This window comes from Agarivorans sp. Toyoura001 (assembly GCF_005405585.1).
In the GTDB taxonomy this organism is placed as follows: Bacteria; Pseudomonadota; Gammaproteobacteria; order Enterobacterales; family Celerinatantimonadaceae; genus Agarivorans.
Genome location: NZ_BJEQ01000005.1, coordinates 256,513 through 281,473 on the forward strand (window position 1 = coordinate 256,513; position 24,961 = coordinate 281,473).

The following is a 24,961-nucleotide window of genomic DNA, read 5'->3' on the forward strand; positions in this document are numbered from 1 at the left end:
CAGTTTAAGCTCAACTATCAGACTACTCCGACCACCCAAGTCAAAAATTGATTTATATCAATTAGGTAAAAAAATAGTAAGTAAATCTAAAAAACCATACATACCAAGAATATTAGCCCAGCTAAATTTGGGCATTCCAACAATTTCTCTGAGACAAGTGTTCTCACGCTACTGCTTAAATTTATTGGCAGGCCATTTTCTAGAGTATTGCATTCTTAAGATCAGCAAAAGCTAAGTTTCTTGATGGTGTTTCAGGCAAACGCTCTTAATCGTTAAAACTGTCACAGCCTAATAAAACAACAATTGTTTTACCAAGCGTTCAAGATAAAAGTATTAACCAATTGTTAAGAATTTATGAACGCCATTAACGACTAATGAACTCATTTACAGAATTTAACGCTACTGAGTGGATAGATTATCTAGCCGCTTCACTCATTCGACTAGCTATTTTACGTGTCGATAACCAAAGGTTTAAGCCATTACGCAGTCAGTGGTTAATCGCTATCAACAACGCATTTAAAGCAGTGCCTAAATCAATACCTCTTCAGTTAATGTTGAGCTGTTGACCTTATGTTAGGCAAGGCTGCATCGAGTCCCAAACGCTACTCAAGCTCAGTATTTATTGGGTTTAGTGACGTTTAGACAAAAGTAACACCATTAAAAAAACAACAAACTCTACATAAGGAAAATGATAGAAATGAAAGTTACCTCTATATTTGCAATTGCATTAACCGTAGTGACGGTCGCACCAGCGCATGCTAATTATTTTAAAGATGATTTTAGCTGGGGGTACAAGTCTGGCATTTGGCAAGCTCGCGATGGCAGTAACGGCAGCCCTTTTGGCTGTAAGTTTACCCCATCCAAAATCTCACCCAGTTCACACGGAATTACACTTAACGTAGCGCCAAACCAATGCGCCGAACTTAGAACAAAATCGTTACTAAGTTATGGCAAAGTGCAATCGAGCCTAAAAACAGGTAACGCGCGCGGCACCGTATCTTCAATCTTTACGTACACCTCATGGCACGATGTTCCAGGCCGAGCTTGGCAAGAAATTGATATCGAGTTTTTGCCTAGCCTTGGCAACGTGGTGCACACTAATCTTATCTACCAACCCCAAGGAGGCCAATATCAGAGTTGGGAGCAAGATATAGATTTAGGCCAATACGGACTCAACATTCACCAAGATATGGTCCATATAGGCTTTGATTGGTCGAGCTGGAAAATCGATTGGTACTTAATAGACTCTTCAGGAAATACGCGAATCATTCGCAGCTTGTATAAAGACAATGGAGATGGTTATGTCGCTGCAAATGAAGTTCCACAATATGCTTGGCCAGTCGATCCCACGCGTATAATGATTAATCATTGGCATGGTGATAACTCAGCAGATGCACAGTACTTTCCACAAGAGTACTTCAATCAAAACAACTGGGCTTACTACGATTATCTAGAATACACCCCAAAGTAAACTAAACTGTAAGCAGACTTTGTATGAAGTCTGCTGTTTCAAGTTCTATCTAAGCTCTCTTGACCCACTTCTAAACATATCGCTCTCAAAGCACCTGCGTTAGCTCTCTTTAACGCTTTTCATTTATGGCATAAGTGTTGGTTTAATCACATCTGCGCAATAATTTATTTGTAATACCATAACAACATAAATACATTGCGCAATAAACAAGCTGTAAATCAACTGAACGCTAAGGATGGCCCATGCAAATTTCTGTTGTGATGAGAACGCTAATCGGTTTTGCCACTCTACTGGTGCTGTTAATTGCCATCGCATTGATTGGCCAATTTAATATTAGAAGTTTGGAGTCTCAACTCAACGAGACTGTTGACAGGCTAACGCCCACTGCAGAGCTATCCAACCGTTTATCGGGCTTGCTGCTTAACTCAGCCTGGGTGATTGGCTTACATAGCAACACCGAATCTCTTGAGCAAATGAATCAGTTAGAAGACCAAGCAGCTTCCCTTACCCTAACCTATCAAAACACCTATCAAGACTTACTGACACTCACCAAAAGCTACCCTGAGCTAAACCAAATACTTAAACCCGTTAAAGCCCACGCTGAAACAACCTTTACCACAGCTAGCACCCAGTTTGCCAATCACCAACAGTGGGTAAAAACTAACAAAGCCGTTCAAAGCCTGCGTCGCCAATTTAAACAGCAATGGAGTGGCTACCACGAGGATCTTCAGTTTATTGCTGACTCTGTAGATGGTGACGCTCAATGGATAGCCATTGCTTTACAAGCCGATGGTGCCATTTTAGAGCGCCAGCTAGACGAAGCCTTTTATGCCAAAACGGTCAAACAAACCACTGAGCAATTGGTTCAACTTAAAAAGCTTTATGCACAAATGATAGAAAAACGCGACGAGCTTGAGTTCTACATTGAAGATGATATTGAAAGTGTCGTGAACTACTTTGTGTTGCTCAATGAATCCATTAACAAAAATGGTTTGTTTAGTGAAATTGATCGCCTAGCTCATTTGAGCCAACAACAACGCAATAACTTTGAGGTAATTAATACCCAAACCGCAGAAGCCCTAGAACAGCTAACACTCGCCAGCGATGCGGTGTCATCCATGATTGTTAAGGCAAAAGCCCAAGTAAGCAACACCTCTCAAACTGCCATAACAACCATGATTGCGGTGGTGTTAGCCTCGTTAACTATCTCACTGGTGGTAGCGTGGAGCGTAACCTCTAGCATCAAAGGGCCACTAAAACGCACTTTGGCACAAATGAAAAAGTTAGTCGACGGTGACTTTAGTGAGCAAATTACTATTGAGAAGAATGATGAATTTGGCCAAATTGCCCAACAACTGAACTTACTCACCGAGCAATTTAACCAAGTTATAAGCTCTATGGTAAACAGTGCTAAGCAACTAGAAAGCAGTGCCGAAACCGGCCTAAATGCTAGCCAACATTCTCGCACCATTATTTCCGAGCAACGCGCACAAACCAACATTGTGGCCGATGCCGTTAAAGCTATGGAAGAAGGCGTACAAGATGTCTCCCAGCAAGCTAATACCTCGCGCGATGATATTGGCGATGTATCAGCACTCACTGAACAAGGGCGAAAAGCCGCACATACTACTCGCAATACAACCAATCAACTTAAAGCCACCATCATAAATGCCGCCAAGAAAGTAGATACCTTAAAACAGAATTCCGACGACATTGGCTCTATCCTTGATGTTATTCAAGGCATCGCCGAGCAAACTAACCTACTTGCGCTAAATGCAGCTATTGAAGCAGCCCGTGCAGGTGAACAAGGTCGCGGTTTTGCGGTCGTTGCAGACGAGGTGCGCAATCTGGCTAGCCGAACCCAAAACTCAACGACCGAGATTTTCAGTGTGATAGACGGACTACAAAAAGGTGCAAACGCTGCGGTTGCGTTAATGAAACAAGGTGAGTCAATGGTGGCTGAATGCTTAAGCCAAGCCGAGCAAAGTGACCAGCAATTAGAGAATATTGCAGTAATGCTGGAGCAAATTCGCGCCTATAGTCAACAAATTGCCAGCACTGCTGAAGAGAAAATGGCAGTAGCTTCGCAAGTTGCAAACAATGTACAAAAAATAGTAGATCTCGGTCATTCTGCTCATAAAGACGCGGAGCACAATGAGCAAGCCAGTGAATCATTAAAGGTTAAGTCTGAGCAACAGCTTGGCCAACTAGCCATCTTTAAACTTAAAGACTGCATTGCAGCTTCTGAGCAACCATTAACCACTTAAGCACATACACTTAAACAAGAGTAAACAGGATGAATGTTCAAGCTAAACACACCGTTGGGTATTTATTGGTATTGGTTAGTGTACCTGCGCTACTGGCTTGCAGTAGCGCAATACCTACTCACTCAGCGCTTAAGCTTGAGTCCTCAAGCCAAGTGCTTGGTGAAAGAGTTATAGCCAATGCTCGTTTAAACGCAGATGGTGAAAATAGCGGTTTAACACCTTACCAATTAGTGCAAGCACAGTTTGGAAGCAACGCCGCAGAATCTCCCGATAGATTCAGCGGCGACCATCAAGGTGTAGCCCACATTGAAGAACACAGAGACCCAGAAATAGGCCCTTACTTTCGTTTTATCTTGCATCGTGATGCAGATGGTCACAAAGGTAAGTTCATTGACCGTCAACGCAACGAGATCAAAATATACGGTGGCTCGCCAGACAAGCTAAAAGGCTATGAAAATAGCGTTTTCGAATACTCTTGGAAGTTTCGAATCAGTGAGCAAATGCAAGTAACCAACAAGTTTACGCACTTATTTCAGCTAAAAGCCGTAGGGGGCGAGGATTCAATGCCAATTATTACCCTCACCGGCAATACCCGAAATGGCAAATCAGGTATAGAAGTTCGTCATAGCCCTTTAGTAAAAACCAATGTGTTAGCTCGTAACGATTGGCATTTGGTACAAGGTCAATGGCTAGAAGCTGTGGTAAAAGCTCAATACAGTGACCAAGGTTGGTTTAGCTTAAGCCTCACTCGACTGAGCGACGGCCATCAGATTTTTAATCTTCATGAGAACAACCTTGATATGTGGCGTGGTAACACTAGCAAGCACTTTGTGCGCCCGAAATGGGGGATCTACCGCTCAACAGTCGAAGCGCACAAACTCAAGCCAGAAACGCATGTCGACTTTGCTAATTTTCAGGTAAAGCAGTTTGCTAACAAATAGTGGCTAAACGGGATTACAATCGTCAAGCTGATTGGCTGCTAATGCAAATGTGCAGCTAACAATTAAGCTAACTTGTTCAACCTGCATAAAATGCCCTTGCTTGGGCAGACGAATCACCTTGCTATGTTCCGTTGATAAATACTTCTCAGCAAAATCGGCATTTTTAGGATCAACCAAATGGTCTTCACCGCCCTGCACCAAAACGACCGGAATACTTATCGATGCTAAACGCTCAGCAGAGTTAGCTAACCCATCTTGTAAAGCGTACATATCTAAATTAGCTTGATTAAGTTGCCTCCCCATTTCAGATAGAGACAGCAAAAAATGGCCCACTCCGTTAGCGGCAAATTTGTTGTACCAGCGAGGCTCGGTGAGCTCAGCGCTTTGTCCCCCAGCCAATAATAGTAAGCCGCCTACGTCACTGGGATGTTGTTGGGCTAAAATAGGCGCTAAAGACGCTCCCCAAGAGTGGCCCACAACAATCAACGGCACATCAGGATGCTGCCGTTTTAGTTGTTGAATAAGAGGGCTTATCAATCGCGCCTGGTCAAACATACTCGCAACAGGTTGAGGAGCAGCTGTGTATTGAGATTCCCCCCAGCCTGGCCTATCGATACTGACCACTAATACCTCACTAAGCAAGCTCGGTTCTGTGATCAAATAAGCGCTATCTTGCCAGGAACCTGGCGTGCCATGTATCCAAAGCATCACCGCTTTTTTAGCCCGCCCATTGCTGTGTGCGCTGAGAGAAAATTCACCATCAACTACTTGGTAATGGTTAACATTAGGGTTATTTAACAAGTTTATTTTAATAAAGTCTTGTTGCTGCTGAATCGCCTCAGGCATTGGACTACAAGCTGTCAGAACGCCCAAAACGAGTATGCTTAATCCGTGGCGTACGCCCATTCTACTTGGCCCTCGATACACTATTAGCTGAACATATTATTAGTCCTTAATGCACTAGAAAGCCAAACGGCTACTATTATTTCATCATTAATGACGCGATTACTCGCTTGACCCCAGCAAAGCGGCTCGCGATAATCCCTGCACTTTAAAAGAATGGCCAATATCAATGAACGAATACGAAGACTCTCCCGAAGAAATTGAAGTAGAAGCACTTGAAGTCTTTGTAGAACAACAGCCCATTGAGCTCTATAAGGTACTGAAAATTGGTAACTTAGTGAACGGTGGTGGCGAAGCTAAACTGGCCATAGCCGAGGGTTACGTTGGTGTAAATGGTGAGTTAGAGCAACAAAAGCGTAAGAAGATCTATGCTGGCGACATCATTGAGTTTAATGGCCAATTTTTGTATGTCGTGTGCGATCAAGCTGTTACAGAGACAAAAACGCCTGCGATGCTCCCCCAAGATAAAACATCAAAAAAGGCCGCGTCTAAAACCAATAATAAAGCGACCAAACAAGCCAAGAGCAAAAAGCCATCAACCAAAGCACGTCAACAACCGGCAGATACGTCTAAAAAGAATCAAAAAACCGGCCGCCACTCAATCAAGTTTTAACCGGCAACCTTCATCCTTATCAAATCAAAAAAAGCAGCCAGTGGCTGCTTTTTTTAATCGCTAACTTAAATAGATAGAACCTTATTTTAGGCATAAAAAAAGCCGCTCTAGGAGCGGCTTCGTACTAAAAAGTTAAGTTACTTTTTAGCTTGTCTCTCTTTTTCTTCAGCAATTACTGACTCAGCCACGTTTTGTGGAGTAGCAGCGTAGTGCGAGAATTCCATAGAGAACTGACCACGACCAGAAGTCATAGTACGTAGAGAACCAATGTAACCAAACATTTCTGCTAGTGGTACGTCAGCTTTAATACGTACACCGGTTACGCCAGCTTCTTGGTCTTTAATCATGCCACGACGACGGTTCAAGTCACCAATAACATCACCAACGTGATCTTCTGGAGAGAATACGTCAACTTTCATGATTGGCTCAAGAAGTTGAGGTCCCGCCTTAGGAACAGATTGACGGTAAGCGCCTTTAGCTGCAATTTCAAAAGCAATGGCTGATGAATCTACTGCGTGGAATGCACCATCGTACAATTCAACTTCCATATCCAATAATGGGAAGCCCGCTAGAGGACCGTTTTCCATCATTGAATTGAAGCCTTTTTGTACTGCAGGCCAGAATTCTTTAGGTACGTTACCACCAACAACCGAAGAGGTGAAAGTGAAACCAGAACCTGCTTCACCAGGCTTAATACGGTAATCAATTTTACCGAACTGACCTGAACCACCAGATTGTTTCTTGTGCGTGTAGCTATCTTCAATTTCTTGAGTAATAGTTTCGCGGTAAGCAACCTGTGGTTGACCAACAACAAGATCTACGCCGTATGTACGCTTCAAGATATCAACTTTAATATCTAAGTGAAGCTCACCCATACCTTTAAGAATGGTTTCGCCTGAATCTTCGTCAGTTTCAACTTGGAAAGATGGATCTTCAGCAACCATTTTACCAATTGCGATACCCATTTTCTCTGAACCACCTTTATCTTTAGGCGCAACAGCAATCGAAATTACTGGAACAGGGAAAACCATAGGCTCTAGCGTACAAGGGTCTTTAGGATCACATAAGGTGTGACCAGTTTGTACGTTCTTCATGCCCACGATGGCGATAATGTCACCAGCTTGCGCACTCGTTAATTCGTTACGGTCATCAGCTTGCATTTCAACCATACGGCCGATACGTTCTGTTTTACCAGTAAACGAGTTAAGGATGGTGTCACCCTTGTTCAATTTACCAGAGTAGATACGTACGAAGGTTAATGCACCAAAGCGGTCATCCATAATTTTGAATGCCAATGCTTTGAATGTTTCATCAGTAGAAACGATAGCTTTTTCGCCAGTTTCTTCGCCTTCTTCGTCCATAAGAGGTTGTGGATCAACTTCTGTTGGACTTGGTAGGTAATCAACAACAGCATCAAGCACTAATTGAATACCTTTGTTCTTAAACGCTGAACCACAGTAAGTTGGGAAGAAGTCCATAGTACGCGTACCTTTACGGATACACGCTTTAAGTTGCTCAATAGTTGGCTCTACGCCATCCATGTAAGCTTCCATTAGGTCATCGTCTTGCTCAACGGCAGTTTCTACTAACATTTCACGGTATTCAGCCGCTTTTTCTACCATATCCGCAGGGATATCAGTTACTTCGTAGTTTTCTGGAAGACCTGTGTCATCCCAGATGTACGCTTTTTCACTTAGTAGATCAACAACACCAACGAAATCGTCTTCGATACCGATAGGCAGAACCATTACTAACGGGTTAGCCGCTAGTACGTCTTGAGTTTGCTTAACAACACGGTAGAAGTCAGCGCCCATACGGTCTAGTTTGTTAACGAAGATAATACGTGCAACTTCTGATTCGTTCGCGTAGCGCCAGTTAGTTTCTGACTGAGGCTCAACACCACCAGAACCACAGAATACGCCAATACCGCCATCAAGCACTTTAAGTGAACGGTATACTTCAACAGTGAAGTCAACGTGTCCAGGAGTGTCAATAACGTTGAAGCGGTGGTCATCCCAGAAACAGCTTACTGCTGCAGACTGAATAGTAATACCACGCTCAGCTTCCTGTTCCATGAAGTCAGTAGTAGACTCACCGTCATGTACTTCACCAGTTTTGTGGATCTGACCAGTAAGTTTTAGGATACGCTCAGTTGTGGTAGTTTTACCTGCATCAACGTGAGCAAAAATACCAATATTTCTATATTTTGATAAATCAGCCATTGTTCAACTCTAATCAATTGTTTCAAATTCGCGGGGAGTATACCACTACTGTCGCACAAGGCGAGAGGGTGAACTGTATTTGAGCGATTTATTGCAAATTTTCTTAAAAAAAGTATCTCAAACTGCAGCAATTGGTTAATTAAAAACGCAATAACTAGCAAACTTTAGCCTAAAAAGCCTTTTTTCAATCTGTCATAACAATAATTGGACGACTCCCCTACCCACTAAATAGCATAGTGGGCTTAAGCAGCAACGCAACTCAACATAAATGAAAGGCACAGAGAGGTATTTACTTCTTGTTTGCCATCATTGCTTTAAGGTCAGCAAAAGGATTAGAAGTAGCTTGTTCTTGTTTTAAGTCGGCCCCTGCTTCTACCGTTGAACCATATTGTGCCGCCTCGGTATATTTAGAATGCTCGTGATCGTGACAATACAAACACAGTAACTCCCAGTTAGTGCCATCGTTGGGGTTGTTGGTATGGTCATGGTCAATGTGGTGAACCGTTAATTCGCGTAAATTTGAATAAGGAAATTCACGAGCACAACGCCCACATACCCAAGGAAACAGCTTTAGCGCTTTCTCGCGATACCCTTGTTCTAAGCTTGCATAATTATTTGGAATATTAGCCATGTTCATCTCCAGCTATTTTTGCCAAATACTATACCACTGGCGGGTCGAAAAGCGCTTATTCAAAAAATAATATTTTGAATCTCCCCCCTAAAACCAGTAAGCGGTTTCAAAACTATCAATCATAAGCCACACTTAAATCAGTATCACTAAAGGATGACGCTATGCCGAAGCCGCTTACCCAAATACTTTGTAACCGCTGTGATTGTGAAACCACCACTAAACAAGTGAATGGCTGGAGAGTATTTTTACACCATGGTTTGGCGTTACCGTTACGTAAAACCTTAGGCTGGTGTAAGCAGTGTGAACAACTGGTTAGCGCCGAAGAATTGAGAGACCTTGACCTTATCATTAAAGAAATGGGTGAATTGGTACAACAGGTAGCCGCTTACGAGGGCACCCTTAAAACTAATTATTGGCAACGCTTGTTTAACCGAAAGCTACGCCGTATGCGCCGCCGCTCAGTGGAAACATTATTAACGCTAGGAGCTGAGCTAGATGTTGCTAGGCAGCGTTCCAATAAAGCCAAATGTATAAACTGTGGCTCTCTAGAGGTTTCAGTGATTAATTCGTCAATCAACCTCATCGAGCAGTTTTGGCAACAACATGAACCACATAGCATTGCTACCGGTTTAACTCATCCCAATTGTGGTGGCGAGTTCATCGCTCGACCGGCAACCACAACAGTAAACAACCAAGCTATTCCTCAGCAAGCGGAGAATCAACAAGATTCGAAAAGCTTAATAAATCTCTCCTCACTCGATGAAAAGAACCAGCAAAATGTGGCTTAATAAAACCAAGACTTTGCTCATTTGCAAAGCCTCACCTTTTATATGGCTATGTTATACCTAACAAGATAGCAATTGATTCACTTGCTTAGCCCGTTCGTACCAACTTTCAGACCGCACGCTCATCCGTTGGAATGACGTTCTGCGATGCTGCAAGGCTTGTGGTGTATTCAAACTATCTTCTAAAGCCTGTACCATTTGATAGGCTTCTTTCACTTGAGTCACCATTCCGGCATAAGGTTTTAGAGCGGGAAACGGCGTACTCACCACCGGCCTACCCGCTGCGAGATATTCGCGCAACTTAAGTGGGTCGCACGACGTAATTTGCTTACAGGCTTTAAACGGCAACCAAGAGACCTGCCAATGTTGTACGTAACGAGGTAACTCGTTGTGCGCTATCGCTGGAACAATTTCAATATTACTCACCGCTTTAAACGCGGATACATCGGTTTGTACATCGCCAATAAATACAAAGCGCCATTCTGGCAGTGCTTTCGCTACTTTTACGATTAGCGGAATGTCTAACCAAGCAGCAATACTGCCGTAAAATCCTGCTACAGGCCCACCTTCCAACAATGAAGGCGCAGGACTTGATGGATGTACAAATAAATTGTAATCAACGCCATGAGGTAGTACTCGGGTTTTTGCTGCTACCGCAGGTTGTTTACTAAATTTACGCAACAGCATATCGCTAGCCACTAGTACATGATCAACTTTATTCACAAGCTCTCGTTCGCAATGGGTCACGTGCTGATGATCCACTCCCGCTAAAGCGTTAAAATCATCGCCACAATAATAAATCACTTGGCGCTCGTTAAGGTGCCCCAGCATATCTACTGCTGTAGGTAACGCTATCCAAAGATCAGGTTTACTAATACCCAACTGTTCAGCTTGTTTGTTAACCTGCATTTTCAAAATACAGCGATTTAACCAACGAAAAAAGCGACTACGAGGTGCGGGAAATGCAATCGGAGATAACACATGAATGCTGCTTGGTTTAATTGAAGGCTTACCCGAAAACTCCGTCAACGGTTCCTTTACTCCAGATGCTTTTTTAGTTGTCCTTAACATCGACTTAGCTTTTTCTATAACCCGCTTTGCATCGCGAAAACTTAAACGCGGACGACGTAAACCAATAGAATTAACCCAAAGAATACGATGGTTTTTAGCCAACTCGGTAATTACATGTTGGCTACTACTAGGGTGACGTTGCCAATCTTCACCAAATACAATGAGATCGCGTTTCATATCACTTCTCCTCAATCGCTTTTATTACTTTGGCAGGAACGCCAGCAGCCATAACACCACTTGGCAGGCTTTTAGTTACTACACTGCCCGCCGCTACAACGGTTCCCTTGCCAATAGTGACGCCGGCCATAATAGACACTCCCGTAGCCAACCAAACATCATCTTCCAGTATTACATCCCCTACCTGCTCGTCTTTTTCTGGTAATCCGGCCGCTCGCTGCTCGGCATTTAATGGATGCCCCGGATAACCCGCAATAAAGCAGCGTCCGGCAATACGCACATTATTCCCAATCGTTACTTTGCTACCCACTGCGATAGTTGTTTGCCAACCCACATCAACATTATTGCCAATGTGCAATACCGCTTGCTGCGCAGCACTGCAGCGACCACTAAATGTGGTTGCGCCCGAAACACGGCAATCGTTGCCTAAGTGAACAACCAAGCCTTCTCCGAGCAACGGCATTCCGCCATATAAGTAGAGGCGTTTTGACGGCCCCAGCGTTTTGCTTCTAAATAGCGGAGTCCACCATAAGATCCTCAGCGTACTTTGCATCACACCACTCAACAGTTTGTGTAAACGATACAAGCCGCTAAACAACACGGGGATTTTAGGTAATTGAAAAAGCCGTAGGTTTTTTAAGAATGAAAACACTGCTTTCGCTAACGGCGATTCGCTACGTTTTAACCATAACTTGGTATTGTGCAAAAAAAGGCTGCTCATCCGCTTTTCCTCTATTCATCATATTGTTGCTAGTGAATAGGTATTAGCAGCATCCGTGCCAGCAAATAAATCAACGTTAAAACAATTAGTTACAACCTTTCGAAAAGTGGTTTTGCAAAATGAAAATCAGCGGTTAACTGATAAGTTAAGGTCGCAATAAGGGCTAAATGACTAAGCTTTATCGACCAAACGCATTACGCGTAGAGCGAGCTTTAGCTAAAACGAGGAGTGAGAAGGGGGAAGGAACGTGTAAGCACTCACAGTGCTTACACCAAGATAAAAAGAAGACACAGACAAAGCACTTAAAACCTGACTAAGCGCCCATTGGTGCAGCCTTAAATAAAATCACTGATTAGCAACGGTGCCCAAGGCAGCATTGGGTACATCGTGGCTAGGCTTTATGATCCAAACAGCCCACACCAACAGCCACAATAACGCCAAAGCGGGCAGAATGTGTAACCACATGCTGTGATTTAACCAGGCTAATGCAGGCAACACAGATAAGGGAGGAACAAAAGCACTTAGCAAAGTCGATACGCGATAGCGCAAAGGTTGTAGAACCAAACTAATGGCGGTGAACAATACAAAGCGCAACGCAAAGACAATGTTTGAGGCAACAATTAAGCCCCACACTCCCCAAGTAGGAATCAAGCTGTAATAAAGCACAACCGCCAATAGTGCAGAAGCAATATTAATTCTAGGTAGCCATACTGGGCTATTAGGTAAATAACAGCCAATGTCTGTTACCGCTGTCGCTAATTTAAAGCCTAGCGCTAGCAGCATTAGTGGCAGCCAATCTATACCGCCCAAATAAGCTAACGGCAGCACTTGTTTAATCAGTAAGGGGGCAAATAGCGCAGCGCTTAATAGCAATAACATAATCACCAACATTAAACGCTGATGAGTTAAGGCCACTTCCGCTTGGCCATTGGCTTGCTGCAATACCGCAAATCGGCGCGGTAACCACCAGCTTTCTAATACGCCAAATGCCATCGCGGTTGCTTCTACCACTTTAATCATAATGGCATATTGCGCCAGCGTTTCTGCGCCCAACCATTCAGCTAATAACAGTCGGTCAAGACCGTGCATAACAAACAAGGCTAACGACGCTCCAATTAAACAGCGTTGGTAACTCATGGTTAATTTAGCTAAAGCCCAATCAAGTTTAAGCTTGAGTTGTTGCCGACAAAACCAAATTCCTAAACTTAGCCCCACGGCATTTGCTGCAACGCTGGCGACGATAACGGCGTCCATAGCCCAGCCTTGTTGCAGCCCCCACAAAGTAAGCCCTACTTGGGTAAGGCACTGGCAAACAACCAAATAGAAGTAACAATCGGCTCGGCGCTCAATTCGCAACCACATCATTAAAGGCTGCAGGGCAATCGAAAAAGCAATCACCGCAGCTACCCCAGCAAACTGCCAAAAGTGTAAAGTCGAGAACAAATCAAAAGGCAACATTGCCAAGCTAACAGCGGCTAAAACAGCCAGTGATAAACCATAAGTGAGGCTGAGTAATAATGAAGATGAAATAAGATTACTTTTTGCCGCTGCCGTTTTGCATTCTGGATAAAAGCGCGGCAAGGCGCCTGCGCTAATTTCTAGTAATGAACACAGAGAAAATACCACAACTAAGCTTTCTAACAGGCCATATTCATGCAAGCTCAGATAACGCGTAGTGACAGGCAGCATCATCAGCCCCATGCCTTTTTGCAGCAACATTAGTAGCCCATACACACCCATTTCTTGCAGCGATTGGCGAGCGTTGCGTATCTTATTCCACAGCATAATTGGCTCTCCCCGCTCGAAGGCGAATTAGCCATAAAGCCCATTCGCGATGTTGCCACTTGTTAAAGCTGCTCACAAAATAATTGTCTTTCACCAAGTCGATGCTTTGAGCTAATTGATACTTCTCGATCAAATGTTGAGTGAAGCGCCAATAGCATAGTAAATCAAACCAACTCACCTGGGTACGTAACTGCAAATAGGCATGTCGACAAAGCATTTCTAAGCATAATGGCGCTGCACTTGGCAATAACTCGCTTTGTTCCATGCGTTGCATAAAGTCGCCAATTGAGCACATACGCGCATACAAACGGCTTTTGTCAGCCCCCGGTTTGCGGCAAATACCGTTGGCGTTATGGCGATAAAAATAATACGGATTTTCAATATGCAATATTGTTTGGGCGTATAGCTCCGCCATATAAGAGAAGATTTCATCTTCAAATAATTCCCCTGCAGGGAAACAGATTTGGTGTTGATGAATAAAACTACGACGAAACAACTTGTTACATACCGAAGTATTCTCACTTATGTTGCTATGTGCGTATTGCTCTACCCCTTGAGCAGAGAACTTACTAAAACCACAACTCACCCAATCAGCATTGTTAGCAACCGCTTGGTTAAACAAATGGCTATACATTTGGTTATCTACGTAATCGTCGCTATCCACAAAACCAAGGTACTGCCCTTTGGCGTGACTCATTCCAATATTGCGAGCCTGAGCCAATCCTACGTTGGTAGTAAGGTTGACTATTCTCATCGCCAAGTTTGATTGCTCGGCAAACTGTTTAGCTAGCTGATAAGCATTGTCTGGCGAAGCATCAATCACCACAATCACTTCAATTGACGTTAAGCTTTGTTCGGCTAGGCTTTCTAGGCATTGCCACAGATACTGTTCGGTATTAAACACCGGCACCACAATTGAAACACTAGGCGAACGATTAAGAATCACACTCATTACTTCGCTCCCTGTGCGGTGAGGTTGGCAAGATCAATATTGTCTAAGAATTTTTGCTTTGCTTGACGAGCCTTCACAAAATAGCTGAGCAAAATGATGCGGGGAGCAGAGCCTCTAAACTTAAGGTAGCGACTCACCTTATAGTCCTGCGAGCAATCACCTGCGCGCACTAATAGTTGATACTTAATCACTAAATGATCGACAAAACTAAAGAAGCCGACCAAATCAATCGCAGAAATGTGGTAGTAGAGTGCGCTTAAAGCGTGATTAGCTAAACACTGCAATAACTCTTCAGCGTGAGCATCAATCGCACCTCGGCGTTCCATGTCAGCTAAGAAACGCGCCAGCATTAATTGCTTGTCGTAAAGGTTAAATCGGCCATGATTATCACCCCTACAAAGTCCTTCGGGGCTCATTCGGTAGTTGTAAAGAACCTGGTTTACCTCTGCGAGATTATCGGTGGCGAAACGCGCCGTGTAAGCAAAAGGTTCATCTTCAAAAATCACATTGCTGTAAAAATTGATTTGCTTAGACAGCAGATACACTCGACGAAATAGCTTATTGGTAACAAAGGTATCGTCGTAATACTCTTTAGTAGGAAGGTTGTGATACTCAACACTAGAGTCATGTGTTTCAAATGAGCGCATTTGGCAACTCACTACGTCAGCGTTGCTATTTAGCGCTTCGGAAAACATCAGTTCAAACATGTTGGCTTCAACGTAGTCATCACTATCTACAAAACCAATATACTCACCTTGAGCTGATTGCATGGCAATATTGCGAGCCATTGATACACCGACATTTTTCTCTAAAACGATTTTTCGAAAACGCTCCGGGTAGTTTAAGCAATACTCTCCCGCAATAGCGGCGCAGCTATCAGGAGAAGCATCTATCACTATTATTACCTCTACGTTTTCTAAGGTTTGTTTGGCTAGCGACTTTAAGCAGCTGGCTAGGTATTGTTCAGATTTGTATACCGGAACGATTATCGACACATTAAACATGGGATAGCCCTCATTGTTATGATGCTGCCGATAATGGTTAAACTTAATAAAGCAGCGCCTATAACAGCAATACAGCAAGAGCTAGACCACTAATTTAAAGTTTAATAATTTCAGTAAGATAAGGAGGGAAATAGCAAATTACATTTACACTAAATGGCGGGTTTTGCATTCTGCAATGGTTGACGAAGTAGTTGAGCAATAGCCACCACTAAGGCGGTAAAAATATACACTGGCCAAGTAAAGCCTTGAGTTAAAAAGGTGCCAGATACAATGGTGCCGAGTAAGCCAGCAAACACCCCTTCTGCGCATGCAAGCAAACCTAGATTAGCATTGGCTTGCTGTTTGGCTAACAAATGCAGGTTCCCATGAGCCAAGCGACAAACCTTAAATACTAAGATGCAGAAGACCGTAAACCCTAAAAAACCTGTTTCAGCCAATACCCCAAACCATGTGCTATGAACAGCATGGTTTTTTCCATCCCAATGCGATGAAAAGAAATAGTAATTGGCATAAAAATTATCTAAACCTACCCCGGTTAAGGGGTTATACAGGGCCATTTTAAATGCCGCTTGCCAGGCATAAATACGCCCCATTGAGGATTCGTCAATACCGCTTTCGCCGGCACCACCCGAGCTGCGCTCTGACACCCCGGCTAGCACAAACAAAATGGGTAGAGCTAAGGCGCCAATACTGATTAGTAAGGCTTTGTTTTCAACCCGTCGCCACGCCAATACCGCGCTAATGGTAGCAATGCCCAGCAATCCGCCGCGACTCTGAGTGGCTAACATAGCCGCAATAATCGCAATGGTACTGCAAACGGCTAACAGCCGAATAAACCAAGATCCTCGCTGCAAACTAAATGCTAAGGCAAAACCTAAAGGAAACAATAAGGTTAAGGCTAAGTCATTAGGATCTCCCAGTACCGATCCCATAGATCGACCAATAGTAACGCGAGTCCCCTCTACCATCTCCCTGCCAGCAGCAGCATTTTGCAAGGCCACAATGGCAATCATTAAACCGCAGATAAAAAAGGCGATTGCAGCTTTACTAAAGTCTTCCGGCTTACGCATTAACCATGCAATAGCTACCGTCATTAAACCAATTTTACTAAATACACCATTAAAGTAAGCCATGGCTACGGGTCTGCTACTTGCAAAAACAACCCCAATTGCACACAAAATAAAAAAAGCCATTAACCAGCTTAACTCTCTACTCCAGAAGATTTGCAATTTGCGAGAGATAAACAAATGCCAAGCTAAACAGGCTAGCGAACCTAGCGCCAAAAGCTGCGGAATTCGTAATACATACAGTGCCGGAAAAGCCTCGTGAATACGAAAAAATGAGAAGCAAACAAAGCCTAACACAACCCAAAAAGGCAGCTTAAACACCACCACAACACACAAAGGAATAACCCCTAAAGCCATTGGAATCAGTATGTTAGGAACCTTAAGCCACACTAAGCTAATTAAGGCTACCGCTAACAAAGCGCTCACTACAGCTAAGTAACTACGGGGAATGCTTGCATGTTGCTTAAGGCTTAAATTCATCTTTCTATCTCTCTGGCATAAGTCGTGCTTATGTAGCTACATAAGCAACCTCAATGCCAAGGACACCAATATGTCGAAGCCCACTAAGCCAAGCCCCGTTTGTAGTGTGATAATTCCTAGCTACAACTGCTTAAACTATTTAAAGCAAGCTTTAGCGAGCGTAGAGCAGCAGCGCGTAGACAACTTAGAGATCATTGTTGTCGACGACAATTCCAGTGACGGAACCTGGCAATGGCTACAACTGTATCAACACAGCCACCCTCACCTACGCAGTATAAAATTAAGCGGCAATGGGCCAGCCTATGCGCGAAACACTGCGATAAAACAAGCTAATGCCCCACTCATTGCCTTTTTAGATGCCGACGATATTTGGCTGGAAGGTAAGTTACAGCGCCAAATTGACTACCATCAACAACACCCCGAACTTAGCTTTAGCTTTACCGACTATCGCCACGTAAGCGAACAGGGCGAAGACCGCGGAACCTGCTTTGAGTTTTGGCCCAGCTATCGCCACCTTAGCCAACAAAAAGAATCATACCAATTCCAAACTAATGCAGCGGCCAAGTTATTTGCTGAAAACGTAGTGGGCACATCAACCGTGCTAGCGTCTAGAGAGGCCTTGTTATCATGCTTCGGTTTTGACGAACAACTGCCATCTGCAGAAGACTGGGATCTTTGGTTAAAACTCGCCTTAACTGGGCCGGTGGCTGTGGGCAGCTATTGTGACTGCGAATACCTAATGCGCGATGGTTCTGAAAGCAGTAAAAGTCAGCAGAGACTTAACGCAATGCATATTATTTATCAGCGCTATGCTACAAACATCAGCAGCCAATCCACTGCCGCTCTCACCCAAGCGAAAGCCAGAATAGCCACTGCTGAAGCGGAGTTATTCAATGAAAGGAAACAACGAATGTCAGCGATGATGATGAGACTAAAAGCCTTAAGTTTATCCCCAGATAAACGCCGCGTCATCGAAACCTTGGCAGATGCTCGCAACTTACTCCTATTAAAATGAAGCATTCATGACTCGCTTTGCTTTTTAAGTAAAGACTAAAAGGTAAAGCGAGTTACGAAATATCGTTTACAAAAACCATCATTATAAAATATTAGTATCGACCAATCCTCTCAAGCCATTGTTTAATAAAAATAAAAATAAAACCAACCCACGTCAAAAGAAAAGACTAATACTTCACCTTTATTTTATTTCACAAATTTGAATCTTTAATCTAACATTTAACTGTAAGTTAACTCATTACTTACACTGCATGATGGATCATTGCAGTATCGTTAATGAACGCATTGGCCTCTCAATCTACTTAACGGTTTTACCTCTTGGTAGTTGTGCAAAAAGAGGTCTTTGAAAAAGGGATAACTATGAAAGTATTAAGTTTATTTTTAGCGCTTGCCTTTGCAGCGGGCTCTGCTCAAGCAGTCGGTATTTACGTTTTCAATCAAGATTTCGATTGTACTAAGGTACTTAAAAGCGAGCAGTCTCGTGGCCCTATCACAAAAGCGGTGATAGATGATTGCAAGATGAAAATGAAAAACTAGCGTCGAGCATAAACAAAAAAGCAGTGATGAATTCACTGCTTTTTTACATGATCTAAGCCACTTTAAGGCAATACTCTTCAGCTCAACCGCCTGCTACGCATCACTTAAACATTGGTAAATACTTTCAAATTGCGGCAGTACCGCTTGCGCAGAATAATGCTGCTCTACCGTTTTGCTAGCTTGAATGGCTACACACTGCCTTAGTGCTGCATTCTCAGACCACTCAACAATAGAAGAAATCCACTGCTGTAAATCAAAACCCGCTAACAAAAAGCCATTTTCATGATCTGAAATTAGCGTAGGCAACGCGCCAACATCACTCGCTATTACCGGAATACCCCGCCCCATCGCTTCAAGTGCCGCTAAAGGTAATCCCTCGTTTCGCGAAGGCATACACAACAAATCAATCTCCTGCCAACAGGCGTCCATACAATTTTGCTTTCCACGACATTGTAAGTTTTCCAGCAAAGCATATGATTTACTGGGCTTAAGCTCACCTTCGCCAAACACAACAAAGTTAAACTGCGGTAAGGCTTTCGCTAACTGGTAGAAACGATCAGGCCCCTTAACGTGGGTTAAACGACCAACAAATCCTATGGTGGGTTTATCTTGGCTATCAATTGAAGGCACTTGGTTTGGCATTTCAACAAAGTTATTGATGATCTCTGAGCTAGCCGCTAAACGGTTCGCAATGTCTTCACTTATTGCGATTCTTACATGAGACAGACCCGCAGAATAACGATCGATACAGTCATACCAGGCTAAGCGCCCTTTGCTCACTTCGCCAGCATGAAAGCTAGAGACCAGCTTAATGGGTTTGATGAGTCGTAACATACGGCTGATTAAACCCGCTTTATAGCCATGGCTATGTATCACACTAGGTAACAAGTCGTTCACCGCATGCAATAAGCTGCCAACGCTGCCATCTAAAATCAGCCAAGGTACTTTTTGCTGATTAAGCTGCTGCAACATCGGGTGTGTTTGGGCGTAGTCTCGCCAAAACACCACCGACACCTTATGACCTCGCTGGTGTAGCGCAATGGCTAAATTAGCCACATGAGACTCAATGCCCCCCACTGTTTGGCTGTCGATAAACAGCCAAACAGCATCCTGTCGAGGCTTAGTGATGCTGGTGATATAGGCTTGCATAGTGGTCACCTATTAAAAACTAAACGTAGGTGTAGCAGCACTAAGCTCATCAATACTTAGCTCTTGATGAATACGTGTTACATTGCCCGAAGATAGCTGCCACACTTCGGCAACTAAGGTTGAAGCATGTGCAGGCAATGTAAAGTTGATTGCCATTTGTGCTTGGCTAATTTGACCACGCCATACACAAGAGCTGTATTCAACACTGTTATTAGCAAGATCCTTCCATTGAGTGCAAATGTTTAAGTAAGCACGCTCACTTTCTTGATAGGGGTAAGAGACATTTACCGCCACATCTTGCTGGTTACTAAACGTAAAACTTTCTGCTACTTGTACTTCTTCTAAGCTCGTTGCCACTGGCTCTGGGCTTGGTTCTGGCGTAGTAGGCTCGGTTGGCGTTGTTGTTACCGGCTCAGGGCTAGGCTCTGTGGTATCAACAACTGTCGCGCTCTCTCCACCCCCGCCTCCGCCACCACAGGCCACCAATACGCTAACGCTTAATACCAATAGGCTATTGCTTACACACTGTTTTAGCTTAATTAACTGAGTCATCATCTTGCTCCTAATCTTGATAAATAAGTTCGCCGCGGGCATTTTCAAGCAGATACCAATCACTGCTTTGTTGGCCTTCGCTTTGGGCGTACTCTAGGAATTTTGGATAAGCATCAGCCACGCTGATACGCTCGAATGGATACTGCCAGTTGTACGGCACAATAATCGCCCACGGTAAGCCGTTACCTGTTTGGTAGTAGCTGCTGGCAGAGGGATTTGATACATCATCAAAGCTTCCCCATAAGCTGCTATCTACAGCGGCACTTGGGCTTTGATTTTTACTATGAATCTCTAAACCACGCCCTGGCGAGCTGGCAAAATAAGGGTTACGAGAATGCTCTGTGGCATAAATGAATGGGTCGAACGGCGCACTCGGTAAAGCATTTTTAGCTAAGCCCTCATGCATCGGTAGTAACACTTTAAAGTGCAATTGCCCGGCCCCTCTACAATCAGCTTGGGTTTTATAAAAGTCACATTGATTTTGATTGTTAATGTATTCACGTACGTCAGCGGCAATAATGGCGGTAATATCGTTAGTATTCTCGTCCAATACACTGGCTAGTAATAATTCACCGTTTATCTCATAACGAATGGCGGCAACATCAACTAGTGACTTATCAATCCCCGGTATGCGTATAGCAAAACCATTATGGAAGCTGGCACCTACTGCACGTACTTCACCTTGCAGCTCAATGCGGGCTACATGGCCGTTAGCAAAGCTCAGTACCTTGGTTTGCAGATTAACCACTAAATCATTTAAGTCGTAATCACCGGCAGCCGGCCAGTTATCTTCAAACGCTACCGTGGCATAACCATCAGCACTTGGGTAGTAACTCACTTGCGTAGCAGAGTCGCCCACATAGATTTGATAATCTTCTACCTCACCGTCTGGCGCACCACCTGTAGCAGCGTTTCCGCCGCCAGAGCTGATTCTGAACCTCGCCCAACGGTCGCCACTTTCGTAGCCTTCGGGCACCGATACTAATAGTGATTGCACTCCTTCCACCACTGCTTGGTCGGTAAGCAACTGCTCCTCATTATCAAAAGTGCCATTGCCATTAAGGTCGAACCAAGCACTTAAAAAGCCATTCGCCGAGCTGTCCACTTGAATAACAAAGTCCAAACCTACTTGCACATCGGTAACAAATGCGATCCCATCTTCATCATCAAATAAGCGTGAGCTATCATCACTAGCTGGGTAAACATAAGCATCTGCCTCACCATCAACATTTGAACCAAGCTGAATCCCCCCATCAACTAACTGGTGGCGAGCACCATTGTTAGTTAATGAAGTGCCAAAGCTGTCTGGTGCATCACCAAAGTCAATATTGGCATCATCGGCGGCTACTATAGGAGCAATAGCACAACGTGCGCCGTCATTATTGCTTGATGCAGGTCCTTGAGCATAAAGCTGAGCCTCAGGAGAGTTAGACGCAATATCAATTTGGAACACTAAACCGTCTGAATTACGGCTAATGTACAAATGACCGCTCACATCAAAATACACCGCACCAAACGTACCTACTTGGCCAACATTGGCAAGGTTCTCGCTGGCGCCAGTTTCTGGGTTAATTCGCCATAAACGCCCTTGGTTATCTACGCTATAAAGCATGCCGTTATCAGGGTGAAACGCCATATCAAAAATTCTAAGATTAAGCGCACTGCCATCAATAACACGTTGCATGCTTAAATAATCTGCATCTGCTGAGTCTAACGACACTCTAAACAAGCCATATGCCGAACCGCTGCGGTAAAGGTAATGGGCATTGCTCTCTACAGCCACATCACCAACATAAAAGCTCACATCGCTAGCAAAGCCATTCCAATTCAGCGCTAAAGGCTCTACTTGGTAGTCGTCGCCAATTCGCGCCAGCGTCTTGTGCTGGTAACTCCAAGCATACAAATAATCGTCATGCAGATTAAAGCCAATGGCATTGAGTTTACCGGTGGTTCCCATGTCTTCAGATAGCGTTTGGTAATAGCCAGTGGCGAGATTAACGCCATACAATTGCGCCACGTTCTGTTGCACGAGAAATGCCTGTGTAGGGCAACTAGAAAATGCTGCACCATAACTACTCAAGGGTGAGCAGAGTAAGGCAAAAGCTAAAGGTTTCCATGGTTTCATAAGTAATCCTATCGTTTACTGATTTAGGTCAGATACTGCTTATCAGCAAGAGCCGAGCCAAACTTGTAACAATATGATTAGTAAGAAATTAAATGAGGTAAATAAAAGAAAAACTAAAGCCTTTTGCATCTTGCAACAGACGATACGTTAAAATATTAAACGGAAAAGTTATCGAACAAATTTCTGCAAGCGCTTGCTGCTACCACTTGAATTTGCTTGCTTTGTTTTGACGAGTAAGCGTTATTGGCAATAGCCTTTAAGTAAAACAACAAAGTGCCGGAAGACAATAAATATTGGTCATTTCAAACGCGTTTCGGTACAGAAATGCGTTAGCGCATTCTCTTATTCAAAAGGGATTAAGATTAACGGAAGCATTGAATAGGCGGGGTTAACGCCCAATTAGCCATTTACTCTCCACTTTCAAAGTGGGCAAAAACTTCCGCACCCGTCATATTTTGTGTTTCATTTTTAAATTCGTAGTATTCGGGCTTTTCATCAATGAATATTTGATGAGTTAGCGTGTAATCATCCTCTGATATCAATAACCCAACAGGAAGGTGATACTGGTTACTTGGCACTAAATAGTAAAACAAGTGAGTACCACATTTACCGCAGAAACCTCTTTCAGCCCAATCCGATGACTGATACCTAACAACGTTTGATTCACCTGATATTTTAACTGAATCAGCACAATCAATAGCTAACATCGGGCCGCCAGACCAATTTCTGCACATACTACAATGACAAGCGGCCAATTCGTTACTGACGTACTCTACTTCCAACTTAACCGAACCACATAGACACGTTCCTTTACCTTTCATAAATCCCTCAATCTTTGCAATGTGTGTGAACTATAATAGTCGCTGACGCCACCTTTAGCAGACAATTGTATTTAGCTGCTAAGCGGCGCTATTTGTTCCGCTAGAAACGATTGTTAAATCGTGTAGCGTTAATCACCACCGCCACAACCACCCGAGTCGCCGCCTGAGTCTCCACCACCAAAGCCACCGCCGCAATAACCGCCACCACTTGTACCTGAAACTCCAGTAAGTTTTATTACTAAGGCAAGAACAAAAAGACCAAATATGATTGGAAGAAGCACACTGAAAAACCCACTATCAGACTCAATGTCCATGAAGTGCCATGTTGACCACAAACCGGCCAAAATAATGATCCATGATTTCATAGTTCACCTCCTGTGAAAATTTAACGCCCACTTAAGCGGACAAAAATAGTTGGTTAAAATGTGAAGCGAAACGGAACCTAACCAACTGTTTTTTGTTCCGTTTGAAGTACTTGTTAGAGTTTTATTTGCACTTACCTTGGGGATTACAATGGAATTTTGATGTGTCTGATTTATGCGTTCCGTCATAATCTAAATATGCATAAGTTATTGAACATACCTCAAAACCTTCAAGTTGTTTTTTTGATTTTTGGTCAGATAGTGCTTCTGGAACAAAATTAGCAAAAGCACCATAAGCAACATTACTCTCGACTGGAATCGCAATCGTTTTACTCGACTCAATGACGGTGGCAGAAAACTTTAGATTCTCACTATTTGTATTTGTGCCTTTTTTACAATTTATAGCATCAGGGTGACTAAGCTTTATGTCATATAGTAAACCAGGCTTTTTTCCCAAATTAGAAGCTGATATGTTAATCTTTGTAGCATCAAAGTCAGAAACATAAGCAACTATTTTTGCTGAATCATTTTCAATTAGACTTTTAAAAAAACCAACACCAATTGTAACTAACGATACTAATGCTATGAGGGCACCAGCATACAATGAAAAAATATTTATGTACCTACCATTACCCTGAGATGTACCGCAATGTTGACATTTCGTGGAGCCTTGATTTAAGTCTTCCTTGCAAGAGTTACACTTACTAGGGGTCGTACTAGTATCACCTGACATATTATTCATACCTTGAAAAAACTCTAGACATAATGATCCCCGGTGAAAGTGCCGACCTCCTGCGTTTATCGTGGGTTAGTCAAACTAGAGCCACACTGTTAGATGCAAAGTCTTAACAGAACAGGAGATCGACATGTCTACATCTAGCACGTTTTTCATTGGACTAGATGTTCACAAAGAAACCACAGATGTCGCTTATTGTGTTGATAACTCGAGAGATGAGCCTATATTCCATGGCACCATTCCCACCAATATTCGTTCTATCAACAAACTTATCAAAAAATACAAAGGCTTGGCTACTCATCTCTGCGTAGTTTATGAAGCTGGGCCCTGCGGATTTTGGCTTTATCGTCATTTAGTTAAACACGGTATTGAATGCTGGGTAGTGGCTCCCGCCCTTATCCCTAAAGCGCCCGGTGATAAAGTTAAAACCGATAGGCGTGATGCCATCGCTTTAGCGAGAATGGCGCGAGCAGGATTGATTCACTCTATTCATGTGCCCAATGCCGATGATGAAGCGGTCCGAGATTTAATCCGTTGTCGTGAAGATGCCATGCTCGATTGTCGCCAAGCGCGGC

At 43.5% G+C, this 24,961-nt stretch carries 23 protein-coding genes; 8 read left to right on the top strand and 15 right to left on the bottom strand.

Going from position 1 to position 24,961, the window contains the following annotated elements:
• Positions 1–697 precede the first annotated feature (697 nt).
• The 3 genes from FFR00_RS09185 (at position 698) to FFR00_RS09195 (ending at position 4,679) form a co-directional block, all read left to right on the top strand.
• Positions 698–1,471 (top strand): family 16 glycosylhydrolase, encoded by a 774-nt coding sequence (locus FFR00_RS09185; RefSeq protein ID WP_137673090.1) that lies wholly within the window; start codon positions 698–700, stop codon positions 1,469–1,471.
• Between the two features lie 242 nt (positions 1,472–1,713).
• Positions 1,714–3,738, top strand: a complete 2,025-nt coding sequence (locus tag FFR00_RS09190) for a methyl-accepting chemotaxis protein (RefSeq protein WP_137673091.1) — start codon at positions 1,714–1,716, stop codon at positions 3,736–3,738.
• A gap of 29 nt (positions 3,739–3,767) precedes the next feature.
• The gene (locus FFR00_RS09195) at positions 3,768–4,679 is read left to right on the top strand and encodes a heparin lyase I family protein (RefSeq protein ID WP_137673092.1); all 912 of its coding nucleotides are present in this window, start codon (positions 3,768–3,770) and stop codon (positions 4,677–4,679) included.
• A gap of 3 nt (positions 4,680–4,682) precedes the next feature.
• Here FFR00_RS09195 and FFR00_RS09200 read toward each other — a convergent pair whose 3' ends face one another.
• A complete protein-coding gene (locus tag FFR00_RS09200; protein WP_137673093.1) occupies positions 4,683–5,585 on the bottom strand; it encodes an alpha/beta fold hydrolase in 903 nt (300 codons plus the stop codon).
• A gap of 166 nt (positions 5,586–5,751) precedes the next feature.
• Here FFR00_RS09200 and FFR00_RS09205 point away from each other — a divergent pair, with 166 nt between their 5' ends.
• Positions 5,752–6,195 carry an RNA-binding S4 domain-containing protein gene (locus FFR00_RS09205; protein ID WP_137673094.1) on the top strand — a complete coding sequence of 148 codons (444 nt, stop codon included), beginning with the start codon at positions 5,752–5,754 and terminating at the stop codon, positions 6,193–6,195.
• 137 nt (positions 6,196–6,332) lie between these two features.
• Here the strand turns inward: FFR00_RS09205 and fusA are convergent, their stop codons facing one another.
• Together fusA and FFR00_RS09215 are read right to left on the bottom strand one after the other, a co-directional pair.
• Entirely contained in the window at positions 6,333–8,417 is a 2,085-nt protein-coding gene (fusA, locus tag FFR00_RS09210; protein ID WP_137673095.1) for an elongation factor G, read from the bottom strand.
• Positions 8,418–8,706: 289 nt separating this feature from the next.
• Positions 8,707–9,048: a YajD family HNH nuclease gene (locus FFR00_RS09215; RefSeq protein ID WP_137673096.1), complete on the bottom strand. Its 342-nt coding sequence runs from the start codon at positions 9,046–9,048 to the stop codon at positions 8,707–8,709.
• A gap of 161 nt (positions 9,049–9,209) precedes the next feature.
• On the opposite strand from FFR00_RS09215, the gene FFR00_RS09220 reads away from it, so the two are divergent.
• Entirely contained in the window at positions 9,210–9,836 is a 627-nt protein-coding gene (locus tag FFR00_RS09220; protein WP_137673097.1) for a hypothetical protein, read from the top strand.
• 57 nt (positions 9,837–9,893) lie between these two features.
• Here the strand turns inward: FFR00_RS09220 and FFR00_RS09225 are convergent, their stop codons facing one another.
• The 6 genes from FFR00_RS09225 to FFR00_RS09250 all read right to left on the bottom strand — a co-directional run bounded on the left by FFR00_RS09225 (position 9,894) and on the right by FFR00_RS09250 (position 17,090).
• Positions 9,894–11,081 carry a glycosyltransferase gene (locus tag FFR00_RS09225; RefSeq protein WP_137673098.1) on the bottom strand — a complete coding sequence of 396 codons (1,188 nt, stop codon included), beginning with the start codon at positions 11,079–11,081 and terminating at the stop codon, positions 9,894–9,896.
• A 1-nt stretch (position 11,082) separates the two neighbouring features.
• Entirely contained in the window at positions 11,083–11,802 is a 720-nt protein-coding gene (locus FFR00_RS09230; protein ID WP_137673099.1) for an acyltransferase, read from the bottom strand.
• Positions 11,803–12,147: 345 nt separating this feature from the next.
• On the bottom strand, positions 12,148–13,587 hold the full coding sequence (locus tag FFR00_RS09235; RefSeq protein ID WP_137673100.1) for a lipopolysaccharide biosynthesis protein: 1,440 nt from the start codon (positions 13,585–13,587) through the stop codon (positions 12,148–12,150).
• Positions 13,574–14,539, bottom strand: coding sequence for a glycosyltransferase (locus tag FFR00_RS09240; protein ID WP_137673101.1), 966 nt, complete (start codon positions 14,537–14,539; stop codon positions 13,574–13,576). The genes FFR00_RS09235 and FFR00_RS09240 overlap by 14 nt, the downstream gene beginning before the upstream one ends.
• Positions 14,539–15,543 carry a glycosyltransferase family 2 protein gene (locus FFR00_RS09245; RefSeq protein ID WP_137673102.1) on the bottom strand — a complete coding sequence of 335 codons (1,005 nt, stop codon included), beginning with the start codon at positions 15,541–15,543 and terminating at the stop codon, positions 14,539–14,541. Before FFR00_RS09245 ends, FFR00_RS09240 begins: the two co-directional genes overlap by 1 nt.
• 149 nt (positions 15,544–15,692) lie before the next feature.
• On the bottom strand, positions 15,693–17,090 hold the full coding sequence (locus FFR00_RS09250; protein WP_137673103.1) for an O-antigen ligase family protein: 1,398 nt from the start codon (positions 17,088–17,090) through the stop codon (positions 15,693–15,695).
• A 70-nt stretch (positions 17,091–17,160) separates the two neighbouring features.
• Between FFR00_RS09250 and FFR00_RS09255 the strand changes: the two genes are divergently transcribed.
• Together FFR00_RS09255 and FFR00_RS21625 are read left to right on the top strand one after the other, a co-directional pair.
• Positions 17,161–18,105 carry a glycosyltransferase family 2 protein gene (locus FFR00_RS09255; RefSeq protein WP_161985133.1) on the top strand — a complete coding sequence of 315 codons (945 nt, stop codon included), beginning with the start codon at positions 17,161–17,163 and terminating at the stop codon, positions 18,103–18,105.
• A gap of 359 nt (positions 18,106–18,464) precedes the next feature.
• The gene (locus tag FFR00_RS21625) at positions 18,465–18,641 is read left to right on the top strand and encodes a hypothetical protein (protein ID WP_154675871.1); all 177 of its coding nucleotides are present in this window, start codon (positions 18,465–18,467) and stop codon (positions 18,639–18,641) included.
• A gap of 93 nt (positions 18,642–18,734) precedes the next feature.
• Here the strand turns inward: FFR00_RS21625 and FFR00_RS09260 are convergent, their stop codons facing one another.
• The 6 genes from FFR00_RS09260 to FFR00_RS09285 form a co-directional block, all read right to left on the bottom strand.
• Complete coding sequence (locus FFR00_RS09260; RefSeq protein ID WP_137673105.1) at positions 18,735–19,790, bottom strand: glycosyltransferase family 4 protein; 1,056 nt, start codon at positions 19,788–19,790, stop codon at positions 18,735–18,737.
• Positions 19,791–19,802: 12 nt separating this feature from the next.
• Positions 19,803–20,345: a hypothetical protein gene (locus tag FFR00_RS09265; RefSeq protein ID WP_137673106.1), complete on the bottom strand. Its 543-nt coding sequence runs from the start codon at positions 20,343–20,345 to the stop codon at positions 19,803–19,805.
• A gap of 7 nt (positions 20,346–20,352) precedes the next feature.
• Positions 20,353–22,467 (bottom strand): LruC domain-containing protein, encoded by a 2,115-nt coding sequence (locus tag FFR00_RS09270; protein WP_137673107.1) that lies wholly within the window; start codon positions 22,465–22,467, stop codon positions 20,353–20,355.
• Between the two features lie 407 nt (positions 22,468–22,874).
• The gene (locus tag FFR00_RS09275) at positions 22,875–23,288 is read right to left on the bottom strand and encodes a GFA family protein (protein WP_137673108.1); all 414 of its coding nucleotides are present in this window, start codon (positions 23,286–23,288) and stop codon (positions 22,875–22,877) included.
• 128 nt (positions 23,289–23,416) lie between these two features.
• The gene (locus FFR00_RS09280) at positions 23,417–23,653 is read right to left on the bottom strand and encodes a hypothetical protein (protein WP_137673109.1); all 237 of its coding nucleotides are present in this window, start codon (positions 23,651–23,653) and stop codon (positions 23,417–23,419) included.
• Between the two features lie 121 nt (positions 23,654–23,774).
• Positions 23,775–24,383, bottom strand: a complete 609-nt coding sequence (locus FFR00_RS09285; RefSeq protein ID WP_137673110.1) for a hypothetical protein — start codon at positions 24,381–24,383, stop codon at positions 23,775–23,777.
• Positions 24,384–24,516: 133 nt separating this feature from the next.
• Here FFR00_RS09285 and FFR00_RS09290 point away from each other — a divergent pair.
• The coding region (locus tag FFR00_RS09290) for a transposase (RefSeq protein ID WP_137673111.1) at positions 24,517–24,961 on the top strand (445 nt) is incomplete at its 3' end.

Excerpts from the sequence above, each read along its gene's own strand:
- FFR00_RS09225 (WP_137673098.1), bottom strand. The coding sequence starts at position 11,081 with ATGAAACGCGATCTCATTGTATTTGGTGAAGATTGGCAACGTCACCCT.
- FFR00_RS09200 (WP_137673093.1), bottom strand. The coding sequence starts at position 5,585 with ATGGGCGTACGCCACGGATTAAGCATACTCGTTTTGGGCGTTCTGACA.
- FFR00_RS09285 (WP_137673110.1), bottom strand. The coding sequence starts at position 24,383 with ATGTCAGGTGATACTAGTACGACCCCTAGTAAGTGTAACTCTTGCAAG.
- FFR00_RS09230 (WP_137673099.1), bottom strand. The coding sequence starts at position 11,802 with ATGAGCAGCCTTTTTTTGCACAATACCAAGTTATGGTTAAAACGTAGC.
- FFR00_RS09205 (WP_137673094.1), top strand. The coding sequence starts at position 5,752 with ATGAACGAATACGAAGACTCTCCCGAAGAAATTGAAGTAGAAGCACTT.
- FFR00_RS09195 (WP_137673092.1), top strand. The coding sequence starts at position 3,768 with ATGAATGTTCAAGCTAAACACACCGTTGGGTATTTATTGGTATTGGTT.
- fusA (WP_137673095.1), bottom strand. The coding sequence starts at position 8,417 with ATGGCTGATTTATCAAAATATAGAAATATTGGTATTTTTGCTCACGTT.
- FFR00_RS09270 (WP_137673107.1), bottom strand. The coding sequence starts at position 22,467 with ATGAAACCATGGAAACCTTTAGCTTTTGCCTTACTCTGCTCACCCTTG.
- FFR00_RS09245 (WP_137673102.1), bottom strand. The coding sequence starts at position 15,543 with ATGTTTAATGTGTCGATAATCGTTCCGGTATACAAATCTGAACAATAC.
- FFR00_RS09250 (WP_137673103.1), bottom strand. The coding sequence starts at position 17,090 with ATGAATTTAAGCCTTAAGCAACATGCAAGCATTCCCCGTAGTTACTTA.
- FFR00_RS09235 (WP_137673100.1), bottom strand. The coding sequence starts at position 13,587 with ATGCTGTGGAATAAGATACGCAACGCTCGCCAATCGCTGCAAGAAATG.
- FFR00_RS09215 (WP_137673096.1), bottom strand. The coding sequence starts at position 9,048 with ATGGCTAATATTCCAAATAATTATGCAAGCTTAGAACAAGGGTATCGC.
- FFR00_RS09255 (WP_161985133.1), top strand. The coding sequence starts at position 17,161 with ATGTCGAAGCCCACTAAGCCAAGCCCCGTTTGTAGTGTGATAATTCCT.
- FFR00_RS09265 (WP_137673106.1), bottom strand. The coding sequence starts at position 20,345 with ATGATGACTCAGTTAATTAAGCTAAAACAGTGTGTAAGCAATAGCCTA.
- FFR00_RS09275 (WP_137673108.1), bottom strand. The coding sequence starts at position 23,288 with ATGAAAGGTAAAGGAACGTGTCTATGTGGTTCGGTTAAGTTGGAAGTA.
- FFR00_RS09185 (WP_137673090.1), top strand. The coding sequence starts at position 698 with ATGAAAGTTACCTCTATATTTGCAATTGCATTAACCGTAGTGACGGTC.
- FFR00_RS09190 (WP_137673091.1), top strand. The coding sequence starts at position 1,714 with ATGCAAATTTCTGTTGTGATGAGAACGCTAATCGGTTTTGCCACTCTA.
- FFR00_RS09240 (WP_137673101.1), bottom strand. The coding sequence starts at position 14,539 with ATGAGTGTGATTCTTAATCGTTCGCCTAGTGTTTCAATTGTGGTGCCG.
- FFR00_RS21625 (WP_154675871.1), top strand. The coding sequence starts at position 18,465 with ATGAAAGTATTAAGTTTATTTTTAGCGCTTGCCTTTGCAGCGGGCTCT.
- FFR00_RS09280 (WP_137673109.1), bottom strand. The coding sequence starts at position 23,653 with ATGAAATCATGGATCATTATTTTGGCCGGTTTGTGGTCAACATGGCAC.
- FFR00_RS09260 (WP_137673105.1), bottom strand. The coding sequence starts at position 19,790 with ATGCAAGCCTATATCACCAGCATCACTAAGCCTCGACAGGATGCTGTT.
- FFR00_RS09220 (WP_137673097.1), top strand. The coding sequence starts at position 9,210 with ATGCCGAAGCCGCTTACCCAAATACTTTGTAACCGCTGTGATTGTGAA.